Annotated in this window: 19 protein-coding genes; 3 read left to right on the top strand and 16 right to left on the bottom strand. The window is 72.1% G+C overall.

Features of this window, described 5'->3' with window-relative positions; genetic code table 11:
• Positions 1-51: 51 nt before the first annotated feature.
• From FZ988_RS06000 to FZ988_RS05965, 8 genes are all read right to left on the bottom strand, one after another.
• Positions 52-1,335, bottom strand: coding sequence for an amidohydrolase family protein (locus tag FZ988_RS06000; protein WP_149203130.1), 1,284 nt, complete (start codon positions 1,333-1,335; stop codon positions 52-54).
• Positions 1,336-1,371: 36 nt separating this feature from the next.
• The gene (locus tag FZ988_RS05995; RefSeq protein WP_149203129.1) at positions 1,372-2,085 is read right to left on the bottom strand and encodes a GntR family transcriptional regulator; all 714 of its coding nucleotides are present in this window, start codon (positions 2,083-2,085) and stop codon (positions 1,372-1,374) included.
• A 34-nt stretch (positions 2,086-2,119) separates the two neighbouring features.
• Positions 2,120-2,908, bottom strand: coding sequence for a fructoselysine 6-kinase (frlD, locus tag FZ988_RS05990; protein WP_149203128.1), 789 nt, complete (start codon positions 2,906-2,908; stop codon positions 2,120-2,122).
• A 79-nt stretch (positions 2,909-2,987) separates the two neighbouring features.
• A complete protein-coding gene (locus FZ988_RS05985; RefSeq protein ID WP_149203127.1) occupies positions 2,988-3,716 on the bottom strand; it encodes a GntR family transcriptional regulator in 729 nt (242 codons plus the stop codon).
• 33 nt (positions 3,717-3,749) lie between these two features.
• On the bottom strand, positions 3,750-5,135 hold the full coding sequence (locus FZ988_RS05980) for an amino acid permease (RefSeq protein WP_149203126.1): 1,386 nt from the start codon (positions 5,133-5,135) through the stop codon (positions 3,750-3,752).
• Positions 5,136-5,306: 171 nt separating this feature from the next.
• Positions 5,307-6,332: an SIS domain-containing protein gene (locus tag FZ988_RS05975; protein ID WP_149203125.1), complete on the bottom strand. Its 1,026-nt coding sequence runs from the start codon at positions 6,330-6,332 to the stop codon at positions 5,307-5,309.
• A 356-nt stretch (positions 6,333-6,688) separates the two neighbouring features.
• A complete protein-coding gene (gene trmB / locus FZ988_RS05970) occupies positions 6,689-7,492 on the bottom strand; it encodes a tRNA (guanosine(46)-N7)-methyltransferase TrmB (RefSeq protein ID WP_246169264.1) in 804 nt (267 codons plus the stop codon).
• Positions 7,493-7,521: 29 nt separating this feature from the next.
• The gene (locus FZ988_RS05965) at positions 7,522-7,869 is read right to left on the bottom strand and encodes a heavy-metal-associated domain-containing protein (RefSeq protein WP_149203124.1); all 348 of its coding nucleotides are present in this window, start codon (positions 7,867-7,869) and stop codon (positions 7,522-7,524) included.
• Positions 7,870-8,150: 281 nt separating this feature from the next.
• Between FZ988_RS05965 and FZ988_RS05960 the strand changes: the two genes are divergently transcribed.
• Complete coding sequence (locus FZ988_RS05960; protein WP_149203123.1) at positions 8,151-9,218, top strand: hypothetical protein; 1,068 nt, start codon at positions 8,151-8,153, stop codon at positions 9,216-9,218.
• Between the two features lie 48 nt (positions 9,219-9,266).
• Here the strand turns inward: FZ988_RS05960 and FZ988_RS05955 are convergent, their stop codons facing one another.
• Positions 9,267-10,154, bottom strand: coding sequence for an alpha/beta fold hydrolase (locus FZ988_RS05955; RefSeq protein WP_149203122.1), 888 nt, complete (start codon positions 10,152-10,154; stop codon positions 9,267-9,269).
• Positions 10,155-10,241: 87 nt separating this feature from the next.
• On the opposite strand from FZ988_RS05955, the gene FZ988_RS05950 reads away from it, so the two are divergent.
• A complete protein-coding gene (locus FZ988_RS05950; RefSeq protein WP_149203121.1) occupies positions 10,242-10,724 on the top strand; it encodes a MarR family winged helix-turn-helix transcriptional regulator in 483 nt (160 codons plus the stop codon).
• Positions 10,725-10,764: 40 nt separating this feature from the next.
• On the opposite strand, the gene FZ988_RS05945 is transcribed toward FZ988_RS05950, so the two are convergent.
• From FZ988_RS05945 to FZ988_RS05935, 3 genes are all read right to left on the bottom strand, one after another.
• A complete protein-coding gene (locus FZ988_RS05945) occupies positions 10,765-11,139 on the bottom strand; it encodes a DUF5655 domain-containing protein (protein WP_149203120.1) in 375 nt (124 codons plus the stop codon).
• A 46-nt stretch (positions 11,140-11,185) separates the two neighbouring features.
• A complete protein-coding gene (locus tag FZ988_RS05940; RefSeq protein WP_149203119.1) occupies positions 11,186-11,752 on the bottom strand; it encodes a manganese efflux pump MntP in 567 nt (188 codons plus the stop codon).
• A 283-nt stretch (positions 11,753-12,035) separates the two neighbouring features.
• Positions 12,036-13,118 carry an alpha/beta hydrolase gene (locus FZ988_RS05935; RefSeq protein ID WP_149203118.1) on the bottom strand — a complete coding sequence of 361 codons (1,083 nt, stop codon included), beginning with the start codon at positions 13,116-13,118 and terminating at the stop codon, positions 12,036-12,038.
• Between the two features lie 229 nt (positions 13,119-13,347).
• Here FZ988_RS05935 and FZ988_RS18455 point away from each other — a divergent pair, with 229 nt between their 5' ends.
• The gene (locus tag FZ988_RS18455) at positions 13,348-13,515 is read left to right on the top strand and encodes a hypothetical protein (RefSeq protein ID WP_188078996.1); all 168 of its coding nucleotides are present in this window, start codon (positions 13,348-13,350) and stop codon (positions 13,513-13,515) included.
• A 49-nt stretch (positions 13,516-13,564) separates the two neighbouring features.
• On the opposite strand, the gene FZ988_RS05925 is transcribed toward FZ988_RS18455, so the two are convergent.
• The 4 genes from FZ988_RS05925 to FZ988_RS18450 all read right to left on the bottom strand — a co-directional run bounded on the left by FZ988_RS05925 (position 13,565) and on the right by FZ988_RS18450 (position 16,268).
• Positions 13,565-14,056, bottom strand: coding sequence for a hypothetical protein (locus FZ988_RS05925; RefSeq protein WP_149203117.1), 492 nt, complete (start codon positions 14,054-14,056; stop codon positions 13,565-13,567).
• 95 nt (positions 14,057-14,151) lie between these two features.
• A complete protein-coding gene (locus tag FZ988_RS05920; protein WP_149203116.1) occupies positions 14,152-15,378 on the bottom strand; it encodes a GyrI-like domain-containing protein in 1,227 nt (408 codons plus the stop codon).
• The gene (locus FZ988_RS05915; protein WP_188078995.1) at positions 15,375-16,085 is read right to left on the bottom strand and encodes an ATP-binding cassette domain-containing protein; all 711 of its coding nucleotides are present in this window, start codon (positions 16,083-16,085) and stop codon (positions 15,375-15,377) included. The genes FZ988_RS05920 and FZ988_RS05915 overlap by 4 nt, the downstream gene beginning before the upstream one ends.
• Before the next feature lie 21 nt (positions 16,086-16,106).
• Entirely contained in the window at positions 16,107-16,268 is a 162-nt protein-coding gene (locus FZ988_RS18450; protein ID WP_188078994.1) for a hypothetical protein, read from the bottom strand.
• Between the last annotated feature and the right edge of the window lie 803 nt (positions 16,269-17,071).

Below are 17,071 nucleotides of genomic sequence, written 5' to 3'. Positions count from 1 at the left end.
ATCATCGCGGCAGGAGGCGCGGCGGCGTTCCCCCGTGTTCTCCTGCGCGCCTCAGGCGCGGTGCACGATGCGACCGCCCGCCACTGTGAGGACGACGCCCGTCGCCCGGGGCGCGGCTCCGTCAGGGGCGAGCACGTTCGCGTCCAGGACCGCGATGTCAGCCCGGCGCCCGGCCGCGAGCGCGCCGATCTCCGCCTCGGCGCCGAGGTCCCAGGCGCCGCCCGAGGTCCACGCGTGCACGAGCTCCTCGGGCGTCAGGGTTCCGCCCTCGACCAGCGGGCCCGCGCCGTCGGCGAAGAGGCCCCGGCACGCGTGGTCGACGGACGCGGGGACGTCCGGGACGAGCAGCGGCAGGTCCGTGGCGCACGCGAGCGCGACCCCGGCGTCGGCCATCGCGCGCCGTCGCCAGAACCTGTCGCGGCGCGCGGGCCCGACCGTGGCGTCGAGCAGCTCGGCCGCCTGTGCACGGGTCCGGCGTGAGGTGATCTGCGGGTAGATCTCCGCGACCACGCCGAGCTCGGCCATCCGCCGGACGTCGGCGGGGTCGGTCATCTCCAGGTCGGTGAGCGCGTGCCGCAGCAGCAGGCGGCCGGACGTGTCGCGCCGGCAGCGTCCCAGGACGTCGAGGGACCGTCGGACCGCGGCGTCGCCCTGCGCGTGGAGCGCGACGCGGAAGCCCGCCCGGTCCGCGTCGAGGACGGCCCGGGCGATGCCGTCCCAGTCGACCTCCGGGCCGGGCGCACCGTCCACGTAGGGGTCGAGCAGGTCCGCCTCGTGGTCACTCAGGGACCCGTCGGTCATGACGTTGAAGCCGCTGAACCGCAGGCGGGGACCGGTGAGCAGGGCGTCGAGCCGGCGGCCGGTGCTCACGTCGAGGGCCGCCTCGACGGGCTGGGACATCACGTGGACGCGCAGGCTCAGTGCGTCCTCGGCGTCGAGTGCGACGAGCAGCTCGGGGATCCCGCCGCCGTCGTCGAACGCCATCTCCTTGACTGTCGTGACGCCCCGGGAGTGCAGGAGCGCCTGGTAGGCAGCGAACCCCTCACGCACCCGTACGGGGTCGGCGAGGAGCGGGCCCGCGTCCTCCAGCGGGACGCCCTCGCGCTCGGCGAGCCAGCCGGGGAAGAAGGTGTGGACGTCGACGAACCCCGGCGTGACGAGGCGACCGGTGAGGTCGAGGACCTCGGTGGCGCCGGCCACCAGCGTCGGGCTGGGCGGTCCGGGCTCGACGGCCACGACGTGCCCGTCGGCGACCGCGAGGTAGCCGTCCAGCAGGCCGGAGGGGGTGAGGATCAGGTCGGAGCGCAGCAGAAGATCGACCGTCGGCGACGGCATGGTGAGACCTCGTTGTCTCCCCGGGTGGACCGGGGGTCAGCGGCGGAAGTGGATGACGAAGTTCGCGCGGTCGCTGCGCGTGTACGTGCGCGTGAACTCGACGACACGGTCGTCGGCGTCCCGGCTCGTGCACTCGAAGAGCAGCACAGCGGTGTCAGCGGTCACGCCGAGCGTGCGCGCGTCCTTCTGGTCGAGGCGGGTCAGCTCGACGGTCTGCCACGCCTGGGACAGCGTGACGCCGTAGAAGCTGAACAGCTCGTAGAGCGAGAAGACCTTGAGGTCGAGGGCCCCCGGGTCGGGCAGGAGCGTCGCCGGGAACAGGATCTCCTCGAGCGAGAACGGTTCCCCACCGGCGAGGCACAGGCGCTTGATGAGCACCAGGTCGTCGTCCTCCGCGAGGCCGAACGTCGCCGCGTGCTTGGGCCCGGCCGGGCGCAGCGCCTTGGTCAGCACTTTCACGGACGGCTGGGCGTTGCGCTCCGTCATCGTGCGCGTGAACCCGTCCAGCGTCTCGAGCTCGCGGGCCACTGCCTCGCCGACCACGAAGAAGCCCCGGCCGACCACGGGCTTCAGGATGCCCTCGCCCACCAGGGGCTCGACGGCCTTGAGCACCGTCAGACGGTTCACGCCGTGCTCCGCCGCGAGCTCGTTGAGCGAGGGGATCGGTGCCCCCGGCTGGAACGTCCCCTGCTCGACCTGTCGCCGCAACCAGCGGCGCAGCTCCAGGTAGCGGGGGGTCGTGGCGTCCATCACCGGCCATCTTCGCGCGTCCCCGGTCGCCGGGTCACCAGGCGCCGTCGAGCTGCAGGGTGCGTGTCGCCGAGCGGGTGCCCGCGCGCATGCACTCCGCCACCGGGGCGCCGTTGACCATCGCCCAGCAGAACGCGGCGATGTAGCTGTCACCGGCGCCCATGGTGTCGACCACGCTGGTCACCTCGGCCGGGCACGTGACGAGGGCGCCGTCGGACCACGCCGCCGACCCGTGCTCGCCGAGCGTCGCGACGACGAGCCGTGGGCCGCGCCGGGCGAGGCCCACCATCCGGTCCTCCAGCGCGGCGTCGGACGGCCCGTCGGTCGAGAAGAACGCGACGTCGACGGAGGGGAGCGCGACGTCGACGACCGGGTTGCCGGGCTCGGTCGCGCAGTCGAACGCGACGGGGACGCCGAGCGCGCGCACCGCCGCCAGGTCGTGCTCGACGTGCCCCCACAGGCCCGCGGTGAGCAGGTCGTGGCCCGCGACGAAGGCCAGGTCCTCCTCGGTGAGCCGGAAGTCGGCCTGCACGCCGTCGTCGTAGTCGCCGAGCACACGCTCGCCGTCCACGAGCTCGACCTGGGTGACGGCCGTCGCGCCGGGCACGACCCGCACGTGGCTGACGTCGACGCCCTCGGCGCGCAGCGCGTCGAGCAGCAGGACGCCGTGCGGGTCGTCGCCGACGACACCGACGTAGGCGGCGGTCCCGCCGTGACGGACCGTGTTCACGGCCACGTTCACGGCGTTGCCGCCCGGGCGCGCGACGCCGAGCGCGGCGTAGTAGTCGATGCAGTTGTCACCGACCGCGACGATGCTGGTCATGAGGGCTCCTCGATGAGCATGGTGGACCCGGGCCCGGACCGGGTGGTCCGAGCCGTGGGTGGGGGAAGGGGTGCCGGCGTCAGGCGCGGGCGACGTCGAGCGTGCTGGCGAAGGCGACGAGGTCAGCGCGGACCCGTGAGGTGAAGTACTCGACGGGCGAGCCGTCCGCGTCGTCCGCGACACCCGTGAGGCGGAACGCGGCCTCACCGACCGGGAGGTCCAGGAGCTCGGCGTCCTCCCGGTCGGTGTCGCAGGCCTCGAGACGCTGGTAGCCGTGGTCGACGTCGACCCCGTAGTGGTCGGCCATCACCTCGTACAGCGAGCGGTCCCCGGTCACGTGGTCAGCGAGCCCGGGGAAGCGGGCCACCCCGAGGTAGGAGTCCTCGACAGCCGCCGGACGGTCGTCGATCCACCGACGGCGCCGCAGGTGCCACACGCGCTCGCCGGGCTCGAGCTCGAGCCGGTCCGCGAGCTGCATGCCCGCGGCCTCCGTGGCGCAGACCAGCACCTCCGTGCGGACCGACCGGCCGGCGTCCTGCACGACCTGCGCGAAGGGGCGCAGGTCGCGCAGGTTGCGCAGCACCCGGGGCGTGGCCACGAACGTGCCGGCACCCTGACGCTGGCTGAGCACCTGCTCCTCGGACAGCGTGCGGATCGCGGAGCGGACCGCGCCCCGGCTGACGCCCCAGCGCTCGGCGAGGTCCCGCTCGGCGGGCAGCCGGTCGCCGGGCCGCAGACCCTCGTGGCGGATGTACGCCTCGAGGCGCTCCTGCGCCGCCTGCGCGGGTCGCACGGTGAGCCGCTGCATCGTCCTGGTCCTCCCGGCCGCGCTCGCTGACGCTCACACGCTCGCGGCGACGTCGGTCGCGGTGGACGCCGTCGGTGTGCCACCGCCGCGGCGGGCCCAATAGTAGTAGGCGGGCAGGCCCGTGCCGATGGCGACGAGTGCCGCGATGAGCCCCGGGATCGGCGCCCAGAAGAACGTCGAGACGATCAGGGTCCCCGTCATGAACATGGCGACCGCGGCCATCACGTACCCGAACGGCATGCGCCAGCTCGGCTTGTAGCCGGGCACCTTGCGGCGCAGCACGAAGATCGTGCCGAACGTGAGGAAGTTCTTCACGAGGGCCACGAGCGTGAAGTACCCGAGCAGCGTCGTCAGGTTCGAGGCGAAGATCAGCACGATGGCGACGGCGCACTGCACGACGATCGAGAAGGCCGGCGTCTGCCAGCGCGGGTGGACCTTGGCGAACGAGCGGAAGAAGAGACCGTCCTTCGCCATCGCGTACTCCATGCGCGGCTGGAACATGATGCAGCTCGACAGGGAGCCGATGATCACGATGATGGCCATGACCGCCGTCACCGCGCCGGCGGCGCTCCCGACGAACGGGATCTGCGCGGCGGCGTCGGCCATCGGGGCGTCGCTGCTGGCCAGCTCACCGATCGGCAGGAGGCCGCTCGCGACGGTGGACAGCAGCACGTACAGGCCCATGACCGTGAGCACGGAGATGATCAGCGCGCGGGGCATCGTCCGGTGCGGGTCCTTGATCTCGCCGCTCATGTAGCAGACGGACGCCATGCCGTCGTACGACCACGTGGTGGCCGACACGGCCGCCAGCAGCGCCATGATGCCCACGGGCGCACCGATCGCGGCGGGCGCGGACAGGTAGTCGCCCTTCATGAAGAACGCGCCGATCCCGATGAGCAGCACGAACGGGATGATCTTGATCGCGGTGATGGCCGTCTGGAAGCGGGCGCCACCCTCGACCGACCTGACGTGCACGGCCATGAAGACGAGCACGAACGCGACGGCGACGCACGAGCTGACGAAGGGCGTCATCCCGATGAAGTAGCCGATGTAGTTGACGATGGCCAGAGCCATGATCGAGATCGACGGCGGGTCGGTCGCCCAGAAGCTGATCCAGCCCGTGAGGAACGCGAGCGGCCGGGAGCCGGCCTCGCGGAAGTAGATGTACTGACCGCCGTCCTCGGGGTAGGCGGTCGCGAGCTCCGCGTAGCAGAGGTTCGCGGGGATCTGCATGAGGCCGCCGATGACGAACGCGAGGATGACGAACGTCGCGGTCCCGGCGGCCCCGGCGATCTCGCCGAGCGACGAGAACACGCCGGAGCCGACGGTCGTGCCGACGGAGATCGCGACCGCGGCCGGGAGGCCGAGGCGTCGGGCGAGGTGTCCAGCCTGTCCGCCGGACGCTGCACTGCTGTTCATGGACGTGCTCCTTGTCTGGACGGACCCACGTCGATGTGGGACCGGAGCGCCGCGCGCCATCCTGTCGCCCGGCGGGCGCAGGACGACGCGCGGGTCGTTCACCGGCGCGTCAGGACGCGCGGGCTCGCCGTCGCGCGGCGGGTGTGGAGCCGGGGCTCGGTCACGGTGCTGTCAGTACGCGACGAGGCCGCCGTAGTAGCGGCGGTCGTCGGGGTTGTGGTCCTTGGCGAGCGAGAGGTGCAGGTAGAAGTACTCGAGGGGGACGAACAGCGCGATGGGGTCCAGGGCCGGGTGGAGACCGGTCTCCAGCTCGGCGGCGTCGAACACCAGCACGTCGTCGGTCAGCTTGGTCACGAAGTCGATGCAGCGCTGGGTCGTGTGGCGCGAGCCGTCGGTGCCGAGCAGGAACACGTACGGCACGCCCTGCTCGACGACCTCCAGGGGGCCGTGGCGGAACTCCGACGCGTTGAGCGCGGCGCCGTGCGTCCACGTGAACTCGAGCATCGTGATGATGCCCTCCTTGTAGCCCAGCGGCACGAGGTTGCCGCCGGCCACGGTGTAGACGAAGGGCCACGCGACGGCGCGGGCCGCGCGCTCCTTGGCGGGGCCCTCCTGCTCCGCGACGAGCCGGCGCAGCACCCCGGGCAGGCGGGGGAGGTCCGCGCGCAGGCCGTCGATCTCCGGGTGGCCGCCGTGCGAGTCGATGACCGCGATGGCGATCGCGTACCCGATGAGGCAGTGCATGACCCAGATCGCCGAGCCGCCGTAGGCGACGACGTGCTCCGCGGCGTCCGCGACCAGGTTGCCGGTCGCGTCCTTGGTGACGGCGACGGTCACGGCCCCGGCGGCGCGCGCGGCGACGAGGCTCTTGGCGACCTCCTCGGTGTTGCCCGAGTCGCTCACGCCGACGACGAGCGTCGTCTCGTCGAGGCCGGCCGGCGTCCGGTCGAGGAAGTCCCAGCCGGACGTCGTGAGGCACGGCACGGTCGAGTACTGGGTGAGCAGCATCGCGGCCGTCTCGCAGGCGCACAGCGGCGAGCCGCAGGCGACGAACACCACGCGCTCGACCCGGCGGTCGCCGAGCGAGGCGAACACGGCGTCCACCTGGGCCAGGCCGGTGGCCAGCAGCTGGTCCGCCTCGTCGGCCATGGTGTCGGTCACCAGGAAGTCGATGGTGGAGGTGTCGATGTCGAGCACGGAGCTACTCCTCGGGTCGTACGCGGCGCCGGGCGGCTGTGCCGGGCGAGCTGGCGGGGCTGACCCTCGGCGGCTAGACCGCATGCCGTGAAAGTCGGACCAACTGAGCGTCACTGTAGGGAGTGGTCTAGTTCTGCGTCAACCGGTCTAGTGGTTCTTTGGACCAATTCACTCCGGAGGGCGCATGCGAGGGCCGACGGCGTGACGCGGGCTGGGTGAGGCGACGGCGCTTCCGAGGGCGGGCGTCGGGGCGTCGGGCGGCCGCGGCCGTGGACGGGGGTGGCACGGGTGAGGCCCGACTGGGCCCGCAGCGTCGCGGCGCGCCCGGGAACGCGCGCCTCAGGGCGCGCGGGGGCCTACGCGGTGCGCGTGAAGATCAGGTCTGCGATCTCGTGGCCCAGGTCGATCCCGCGCTGCTCGAACTTCGTCACGGGACGGTGCGCGGGCCGCGGCGCGAAGCCCTCGTGGACGTTCCGAAGGCCCGGGTCGGCCTCGAGCGTCGCGAGCATGACGTCGGCGTAGGTCGCCCAGTCGGTCGCGCAGTGCAGCGTCCCGCCGGGGAGGAGGCGCGAGCGGATGAGCGCCACGTGGTCCGGGGCGATGATGCGGCGCTTGTGGTGCTTCGCCTTGGGCCACGGGTCCGGGAAGAACACGTGCACGGCGTCGAGCGTGGCCTGCGGGACGTAGAGGCGCAGCAGCTCGAGCGCGTCACCGTGGGCGACCCGGACGTTCGTCGGGCCGCCGGCCTCGACGATGCGCAGCAGGTTCGCGATCCCCGGCAGGTGGGCCTCGACGGCCAGGTAGTCACGCCCTGGGTCCGCGGCGGCCATCGCGGCGACCGTCTCGCCCATGCCCGAGCCGATCTCGAGCACCACGGGGGCGGTCCGGCCGAACAGGCGCGGGAGGTCGAGCGCCCCGGCGGACGTGAGGGGCGGCGGACCCGCGGCGGCGTCGTGCACCGAGAAGCCGTGGGTCGGCCACAGCTCCTCGAGGGCCGCCAGCCGCGCGGGCCCGAGCGGGCTGCGCCGCGGGTGGAACGTCCGCACCGCGTCGTGCGCGGCCGCGGGCCGGAACTGCAGCCGCGGCACCCCGGGTGCGGTCGACGCGGGCTCCGACGCGCTGGTGAGCGGCGTCGGAGCCGCAGCGGCCTGGACGGGCACGGGGGAGGGTGCGGGTGGAGGGGGCGTGATCAGCGACCGGCGACCAGCACGTAGCCGGCCTCCTCGACGGCGGCCCGGACGGCCTCGTCGTCGAGCGGGGCCTCGGAGGCCACGGTCACGGTCGAGGTCCCGTCGGCGACGAGCACCACGTCCACCGAGGTGACGCCCTCGATCGCGGACACCTCCTGCGTGACGGCGGAGACGCAGTGGCCGCAGGTCATCCCGTCGACGGCGTAGGCGGCCGTGAAGCCGGCCGCCGTGCCCTGCGCGGCGTCGACCTCGGCGGACGCGCCGCCGCAGCCGCACCCACCGCAGCCGCAGCCGCCCGCCGACTCCTGGGTGGGCTGCGTGGTGATCGTGACGGGGCTGATGGCCATGGGGTCCTCCGGCGGGTGTGAAGCATGAGGTGAGGCAGGTCTGGTGGGCGCGCGTGGGCCCGTGGCCGTCGCGCACCGCGAGGCAACGGTAACCCCGACCGGCCCGAGGTCGCCGATCCTGCCCGAGGGCGCCGATCTTGACCGGCGGTCTCGGTCGCACCCGGCGACCTCGCGTCTGGCGCCCGACGGCATGCGGGTCGCCGAGGGGGGCCACCCGCATGCCGTCGGGCGCCAGACGCCCTTGATGTGGCTCCGAGTCGTGCCGATGATCACCCGTGGCCATGTCGACACGGAGACGCAGCACTCGTCGTCGAGCGTTCGCCGGCTGGGCGGTGACCGGCGGCGCCGTCCTGATGGCCGCAGGGGTGACCGCGGCGGCGTGGCTCGTGGAGATGCGGCACCTCGCGGCTGCCGCTTCGGCCGCGTCGGAGCCCGACGCGTTGACGGCCGTGATCGCCGCGTGGCAGCCGACGGTGCCCGAGGCGCTCGTGGGAGCGGCGACGTGGCTCCCGGCCATGGCGGCGCTGGCCGCGCTCGTCCACGCGGCGACCCGGCGGAGCCGAGCACTTCGGGGAATGGCTCCCGTGCTCGTCGTGCTCGCGGGCGCGGCCGTCGTCCTCGCCCTCTCCGCAGCCTCACCCTGGGTCCAGATCAGCTGGGGCGACCTGTCGGCGTCCGGCGCACTCGTCGAGTGGCCGCTGCCGCTCGTGCCCTGGACCCTGTTGCCGCGCGACACCTCGTGGACGCCGGGCCATCCGGTGACGTGGGTCGTCCTCGCCGTCGTCACCACGCTCGTCGTCGCCGCACTGACCGCTCGGAGGGGTGCGGCCGAGGCGCTCGTCGGGCCCCGACGCCCCTCGGGGGTCGCCCGGGTGACCGCGGCCCTGCTGTGCGGTGGCCTCTGCGTGCTGGGTGGCGTCGCGGCGCTCGCGCTCGAGGGCGTCACGGAGGTGCAGGAGGGGTACCTGAGCGGGCCGGACGCCGTGTGGTCGCTGGCGTCGTCGAGTGTGACCCTCGCGGTCGCCCTCACCCTTGCCGGCCTCGCGGGCGGGGGAGTCCACGGCTTCGTCGCTTCAGGAGTCGCCGCGGTGTGGCTGGCGGGGCCGGACGCGGCGGCGTGGTTCGACGGTGGAGCGGACGCTCTCCTCGCCCAGGCGGGGCTCGTGGCGCTGGCCCTCGGTGCGGCGTCGGTGTGGCGTCCGGCGGCGGTGGCGCTCGACGGACTCCTCGGCGACCACCGCGAGGACGCGGAGGGCGCGGAGGGGGCCGACCCCATGGAGGACGTTCCCTGTGTCGACGACGAGGTGAGCCCGAGGTCGCCGTTCCCGACCGAGGTCGCCGGTCCGTGACGGCGGTCTCGGTCGCAGACGGCGACCCCGGTCCGAGCGCCCGCCCGGCTACCGCGCGTCGACGTCCGTGAGGAAGTCGAGGAGCGCGCGGGCCACCTCGCCGGGGGCCTCCATGGCGGCGTAGTGGCCGACGCCCGCGAGCTGCGCGGCGGACACCTCGCCACCGGTGGCCCGGGACATCGTGTCTGCGGTGAACGGGCCGCCGCCTGCGCCGATCGCGAGCACGGGCACCGTCAGACCGGGGGACCGGGTGATGGCCCTGATCTCCTCACCCTCGCGCAGCATCGACCGGTAGAGGCCGGCGGCGCCACGCCAGCCGTCGGGCCGCGCGTAGGTGCGCGCGAACTCCTCGACGTCGGCGTCCGTGATCGCCCCGGGCGTCGCGCTCATGGCGGGGAACAGGTGTCCGCCGAGGAGCTCGCGCTCGCGCCCGGCGAGGACGAGCTCGGGGATGCCGGGTGCCGCAAGGGCGCCGATGTGCCAGGCGCCGCCGTGCGTGACGTCCGCGAGCGCCTCGAGCCCGAACCCAGGCAGGCCCATCTCGATCGCGGTGAGGCTGCGCACGTCCTGCGGGTAGGTGGTGACGAGCCGGACGACGGTCGCGCCGCTGATGTCCTGGCCGACGAGGTGGACGGGCCCGACGCCGAGGTGCTCGATCAGCCGGTGGAGGTCCTCGGCGGCCGCCGTGCTGTCGAACGCGTCCGTGGCGGTGCCCGAGTCGCCGAAGCCGCGCAGGTCGACGGCGACGACCCGGTGCGCCTCGGCGAGCAGCGGGATGACCTTGTGGAAGGTCCACCAGCTCTCCGGGAAGCCGTGCACCAGGAGGATCGGGGTCCCGTGCGTTCCTGCGGCGACGTGGTGCAGGCGCGTGCCGTCGAGCTCGACGTGGTGGTGGGTGACCTCGGGGATCGTGCGGCCGGTGGGGGCGATGTCCATGGGAGCTCCTGTGTTAGACAACCTTGTTGTCTAACAATAGACAACAAGGTTGTCCGTGTCGAGGTCCGGGGTCCGTAGGCTTGCCCCATGTCACGGTCCGGCGCCGACCTCGCGCTGCTGCTCCTCGGGGGGTTCCGCACCCTCGTCGACGACGCGACCGCCGAGCTGGCCCGCCGCGGCTTCGACGACGTCCGCCCGGTGCACGACTTCGCCATGCGGGCGATCGCCGCCGGAGCCGACAACGCCTCCGAGCTCGGCCGCCGGATGTCCGTGTCCAAGCAGGCGGCGGCGAAGACGATCGCCGTCCTGGCCGAGCGCGGCTACGTCGCCCGCGAGCCCGACCCCGCCGACGCGCGCCGCAAGCTCCTCCAGGTCACCTCGCTCGGCGAGGAGGTCATGCGGCAGGGCGAGGCGATCTTCGACGAGCTCCGCGACCGCTGGCTTCAGCAGATCGGGCCCGACGCGCTCGCGGACCTCGAGGCGCACCTCACGGCGCTCGTCGGCCCCCGGCCGGTACGCCTCGACGCCCCCGGCTGGGTCGCGCACGACGATGGCGGCGGCCCCGCCTGACGCCCGACGCCCGCCTGGCGATCCAGCGCCCGACGCGCGGTCAGGCGGCGGCGTCGTACGCCTCGGCCAACCAGTTGCCGATCTCGTCGTCGACCTCGGACGTCGCCCACAGCTCGAGGTGGTGCACCCACACCCGACCGGACGGGTGCACGACCTCCTTGATGCGGCTGGAGGTGACGGCCCGCGGAAGGGCGATCGACAGGACCGCGGGGACGTCGCTGCGCACGTACTGGCCGGGCCGCCACACGAAGGCGAAGCCGCGTCGGCGCGCGAACGTCACCTGGCTCTTGGTGACCCGCACCTGCACCGGCCCGAGGGCGAGCACCGCGGCCTCGACGGCCCGGCAGATCGCGAGCCCGTCCGGGTGCCCCTCGAAGAGGCCCTCGATGGTGTGCCGCGCGGCGTCGTCGCCCATCACCCCACGCTAGCCGGGACTCACCTGCCTGCCCGGGCTCGGTGGGTCACCAGACGCCGAGGTGGTCCAGGAGGATGCGGAGCCCGACGGCGATGAGGACGAGCCCGCCCACGACCTCCGCGGGTCCGCGGAACCGCACACCCGCGCGGTGGCCGATGAGCACGCCACCCAGCGAGATGACGGCCGTGACGGCCGCGATGGTGAGTGCCGCGGGGATGATCTGCACGTCGAGGAACGCGAAGCCGATGCCGACGGCGAGGGCGTCGATGCTGGTCGCCACGGAGAGCACGAGCAGCTCCCGGAGGCCGATGTGGTCCTCGTCGGGCTCGCGGTCCTCGCTCGAGCCGAGGGCCTCGTAGAGCATCTTGCCGCCGATGGCGGCAAGCAGCCCGAACGCGATCCAGTGGTCCACCTCGGTGATGTAGTCACGCAGGCGGCTGCCGAGCAGCCAGCCGAGGACCGGCATGAGGCCCTGGAACAAGCCGAACGAGAGGGAGATGGCGCCGGCGTCGCGCACCGACAGCCGGCGGATGTGCAGGCCCTTGCCCAGGGCGACGGCGAAGGCGTCGGCGGACACCCCGAGGGCGATGAGCAGCAACGTGAGGACGGACATGGGGGAGGTGCGGCCTTCCGGTCGTGCGGCTGCCGAAGGCCATGAGGGGTCGCTCCGGCACGAGAGGTGCCGAAGGTCTCGCTCACCTGACAGCGGTCGGGCGGTGCACCGGGTGGTCTCCCACCAGCATGTCGACACACCTCCGGCTGTCGACGCATCGACGGCCGGGAGCTACTCCCCTTCGTGGGACCAAGGATCCCACAGGGCCCGACGGCGCCCCGGGCCCGACGTCCCGGACAGTGGGCCGTCCCCGACCGTGCACGGTCCTACGAGTGCGCCGTCCCTACGCGTGCGCCGCGCCGCCGGCCACGGGCAGCCGCTCGGCGAGCCAGCGCGAGACGGCCTCGAAGTAGGCGGTGCGCGCAGGCAGGGCCGACAGGGCGAGGTCGTGGATGCCGCCCGGGACCTGGGCCAGCGTCACGTCCGGGCCCAGGTTGGGTGCCCACCGCACGATGTCGTCGACCGACAGGACGCTGTCGGTCCTGTCGAGCGCGTCGTGCCAGCGGTCGGCGGGGCCGGTCGCGTCGCTCGTGCACACGAGCACGGGGACGTCGATCGCGAGGCCGCGGTGCACGCGGCGGTGCGCGCGACGGATCGCACGCAGCCACCCGGCCCGGGCGCCGAACCCCTCGAGCGGCTTCCAGGCGAGGTCGTAGTCCCACGCCCCACCCGTGCTGCGGTGCAGGTGCTCGCCGTAGCTCCGGTCGATCTGCCCGACGACGACGTGCGGCGCCGCGACCCCGAGGACGTCGACCACCCGGGTCGTCACGTGGCGGTCGAACCAGCCCCGGTTGAGCTCGAGCCACGGGCTGTTGAGCACGAGCGCGTCGACGACGGGACCCTGCGCGCGGTCGCGCCGCGCGTCGGCCCACAACGCCAGGAGCAGGCCGCCCGTCGAGTGACCGTGCCCGATCACGACGTCGTACCCGTCCTCGCGCAGCATGTGGGCCGCGAGGTCCAGCTCCTCGGCGTGCACCGCGAGGTCGGTGCAGAAGTTCGGCAGCTGGTGGGGGAGGATCGACCGGCCGTGCGCGCGCAGGTCGAGGGCGTAGAAGTCGTAGCCCAGGCCGGCCCAGAAGTCCCCGAGGTGCGGCTGGTGGAAGTAGTCGACGTAGCCGTGCACGTAGAGGACCGCGCGCCTGCGGGGGCCGGCGGCCGGGCTCGCGCCCCGCGCGTCGTCGGACGTGCGTACGCGCCGCACGAGCGTGGCGACGCCGTCGCCCTGGACGTCCGGGCCCAACGGCAGGGTCAGGGCCTCCCAGCCCTCACCGAGGACGTCGGGGTGCCAGCCGTCCCGCGGGTCCGGCACGGGACCGGGCGCCCGGCCGCTCTGCGACCTCGGAGCCGGGTGGTCGCTGCTCGTCATCCGTGGCCTCCTCGCCGGCGCGGGCCGCGTCGTCGCCGCCCCGTCCATCATGGCAGGACGGCAGGACGGCAGGACGGCAGGACGGCAGGACGGCAGGACGGCAGGACGGCAGGACGGCAGGACGGCAGGACGGCTGGTGCGGCGCCGCACCCGCAGGCCGTCCTGGAGCGGTTGCGGGCCGGACAGGCGCACGACGCACCGCGCACGACGTCACCGGTCGCAGACCCGGATGCGTGAGGAGTTGCGCACCCGGTACGGCGTCGACGTCGACCAGCTGCACGCGGACCCGTCGGCCGTGCGCGCGGCGATGGAGCGTGGCGAGCACGACCGCGGCCAGGGTGAGGCCGAGCGCACCCGTGCCGCGGCGGAGAACGCCGAGGCGGTACTACCCCCGTGACGGTCGGCCGCCGGTGAAGGCTGGGCGCACTGCTCATCCAGAGGAGAAGTCAGTGTGCGCGTTGAGGAGCGCGCCTTGTCCGGGTGTACTCGGTGGTCAGTCCTACAGCTAGCAGGGTTGCCGCTGCGACGATGCCACGAGGGTCTGAGGCGTCGATGAGCAGAGGCCAGGCGATAAGGGTGCCCTCGGGCGGAGCCAGCGTCAGGGTGGGGATCATCCATGCCAGGGGAAGCAACGGAGCGAGCGACGCGGGAATGACGACTCGCACGATGAGTCCGATGCCGAGGAAGCCGAGCAGGTTCCGGGTGAAGGTGCCCGGGGCGTCGGCGTCGTTCAGCACGAGGGGAATTGTCTCCGCCGAGACCATCGAGGCAATGGCGAGAACACCGGCGATGGCGAGATCCCGGCCTGCGTTCCTGGACGAGGTGAAGTCCGCTCGTGGGGTGGGGCTGATGAGCGCGGTCAGGATCGCGGTGGAGACGAGAGCCGGCAGAACCAGCCGGAAGGGTGCACCTTCGCTTGTGCGGTAGAGGAGATTCAAGGAGGGGAGGCGGCCAGCCGCCAGCCCGGCGGTCAATGCAAGTGCGACAGCGACGACTGTGCACCAACCAGCGCGACGGGCTCGCAGCCATCCGGTCATGGCAAGTTGCTCGCGTCGCAGGTGCGGATGGCGTCGATGAGGGTCTGCAGTCGTGCGTCGAGCTGGTCGGGCGGCACGTCGAGGTACTCGTACGGGGGCTCGAGCAGGTTGCGAGAGGGGCTGTAACCGGAGGTGGTAAGCCACCACCTCGCGAGGGTCAGCCACGCGTTGTCGATCCTGCTGTCCATGGTGCCGCCGATGACGCAGGGATCGATGGCCGGCAGAGCGCCCGTAGCGAGCAGTTCCGGTATGACGTCAGCAGAGATCTGCGGCGTGAGCGAGATATGGCCGTCACCGTAGACGACCTGACCCTGGGCGCGTTCGGAGACAGTGGTGGGCAGGTCCAGTCCGTGCTTTTGAGCTGTGGCTTGAAGGGTGGCCCAGGCCGCGGCCAGGTCGGGGAGTGCGGCCGTGTTCTCGGGCCAGACGCACACCTCGCCATGACCAGAGGGTTCGCACCGAGTCTGCCCGGCGCGAGGAGTAGCCGGTGACCAGTCCAGGTCGTCTACCAGGGACGTGCTGAGGTTCCATGCGAGGCCGAGTGCGACCGCGGCGGCCAGCAGGCCTGGTGCCCGGCGGCGTCCCCGAAGGGTGGTGAGCAGCGCTGCCGCCACGGTGGCACTGGCCAGAGTCGCGATCGCCGCGAGAACGCGAGGGCTGACCTGGTCCGGGGAGTTGCAGCAGCTGTCGACGAAGGCCAGGTGTCGCAGCCACAACGGATCGCCGAAGCTGCGCGGGAAAGCCAGTACGACGTAGGAGCCGAGGAGCGCGACGGGTGCCGCCACGACCTCCGGGAGCGCCCGGCCGAGTGCCTGGCCCACTGCACTGGAACCCGCAACCGTTAACCCAGCCAGTGCGATCAGTTGCCATCCGTCGGCGCCTGCCGCGTGCTCGATCAGACCGATCATGACAGCGCAAAGCGTGAGCGCACTCACGCAGATGAGCGTGTGGACGGCGCATACCCCGGCCATCAGCAGCATCTGAGGGGGGACTCCGGTGAGGACCCGACGGGTGTTCGCGCGCATCGTCGCCCCGGCCAGTACGCCGGCGACCGCGGTCGCCGGCGCCAGGAACATGACGACCTGCGCGCCCTGGACTGCCGCATTGAGGAAGCGGCCCTGGATGAGATTCGGGTCGGTGATGAGCGCCCACCAGATGGCTAGCGCCCAGGTCAGTGGCAACAGCCAACGCCAGCGCGCCAGGCCGAAGAGGACCGCGATCACGCGTTGACGTCAGGTGCTAGCGCGAGGTAAGCGCGCTCACCACGCCGGTCCCCGGGCTCGACGAGGCCGAGGAACTGCTCGGTGCTGCCCTGGAATCGGATCCGGCCCTGATGGAGCACGACGACGGTGTCGAACGCCTCGTCGATGTCATCGACCTGGTGGGTCGAGATCACGATGTCAGCGCCTTCGACCCCAGCGAGCACCGCCCGCAGGCCCTCACGTTGGGCCGGGTCGAGGCCGACTGTTGGCTCGTCGAGCAGGAGCACGGTCGGACGGTGCACGATCGCCTGCGCGAAGCAAAGTCGACGTTGTTGTCCGCCCGAGAGCCGGCGAGCCACGTCATCGCTTCGCCCGCTCAGGTTCGCTTGCTCGAGTGCCTCACCGACGGCGCTCCGCCGCTGTTGCACGGGAACCGCCTTCAGCCACGCCGCCAGCTCGACGTTCTCCCGTACCGTCAGGTGAGGAGCGAACTCGTTCTGCTGCGGCATCCAGCCGACGTGGGCACGGTAGGAACGAACCCCGCGCCGCGAGGGCCACGTCACGCTGTCGATCGCGACGTGGCCCCCGCGCGGGCGCAGTCCGCTAGCGCCGATGGCTAGCAGGGTCGACTTGCCAGCACCGTTGGGCCCCAGCAGTGCAGTGCGCCCGGACGGGACAACCCAGTCGAACGACTCCAGCACGCGGGCACGGCCGTAGCGATGACTCACACTTGAGAATTGCACCAGCGCTTACCAGGTCACGTAGATCTCGGCTGCCGAGAAGTTGTCGCTGCGACCGTTGACCAGCCGGTAGGCGAAGTTGTAGGTCCCGGACGGGGGCCGGGTCCAGCGTGCGTACGAATACTGGTTGCCCTTGCAATCGGTCGTCTCGACCCGTCCGTAACTGGTCACCGGGCCCACGTTGCGCTTGAGGAGCTCGTACGTCGGCTTGGCGGTCGACTGGAAGACCAGGTTGTCCCAGCACGACCAGGTGCGAATGGTTGTCTGGTTCGCGTCACTGTTGCTGTCGGACCACTCTCGAGAGCCGAAGCCCGGGGGGACGTTGTCAAGGCTCGAGGTGAAGGAGCCAGCTGCGTACGCCGTTCCCGTGGCACCCATCACCGCGACCATCGCCAGGATCATGCTGGCGCCGGCCCGCCGCGATCGACGAGGAGTGCCAGTCTTCGTTGACTTTCGCATACGCATGGTTCTCCCCCTGTGGATAGCGCCAACCCCCTGCTGGTGGCGATGCCTGCGACGCTAGCGAGAGAGCGATTAGCGAGTCAAGGGTCTGTGTGAAGCCAGTCAAAGGCGTTGCGACCTGTGAGCATCAGTTGCAGTGTCTGACTCCTAACCCGTAGACGAAGAAAGTGCTGCTGACCTGGGATGATATGTCTTGCGACGGACAGATCAGACCAGTTCAAGAAGACCTTCAGGATTAACGTGTCGCGCGTCAGGCTTAGCCGGCTCTTCCCAGTTGAGGGTGTAGTTGGCGGTCGGGTGGCGCGCGGGGCGGTCGGCGCGTCGGTGCCCGGGTAGAGGTCGAGGCCTCCCGAGGATGGAAGTTCTCACGCCACCATCCAGGAAGACCTCGACGTGTCTGACGCTACCTTCACGACCCCTGACGTCACGACGTTCTGAACCGCCCCGACTTCAGTGGAGGCTCGGTTCTCTGGTCTCGGCCGTCGTGACGGTCGGGTTTTGACGGTAGTGGT

Origin of the sequence: Actinotalea subterranea, assembly GCF_008364845.1 — a bacterium.
Classification (GTDB): domain Bacteria; phylum Actinomycetota; class Actinomycetes; order Actinomycetales; family Cellulomonadaceae; genus Actinotalea; species Actinotalea subterranea.
This window is presented reverse-complemented; position numbering and strand designations above follow the sequence as displayed.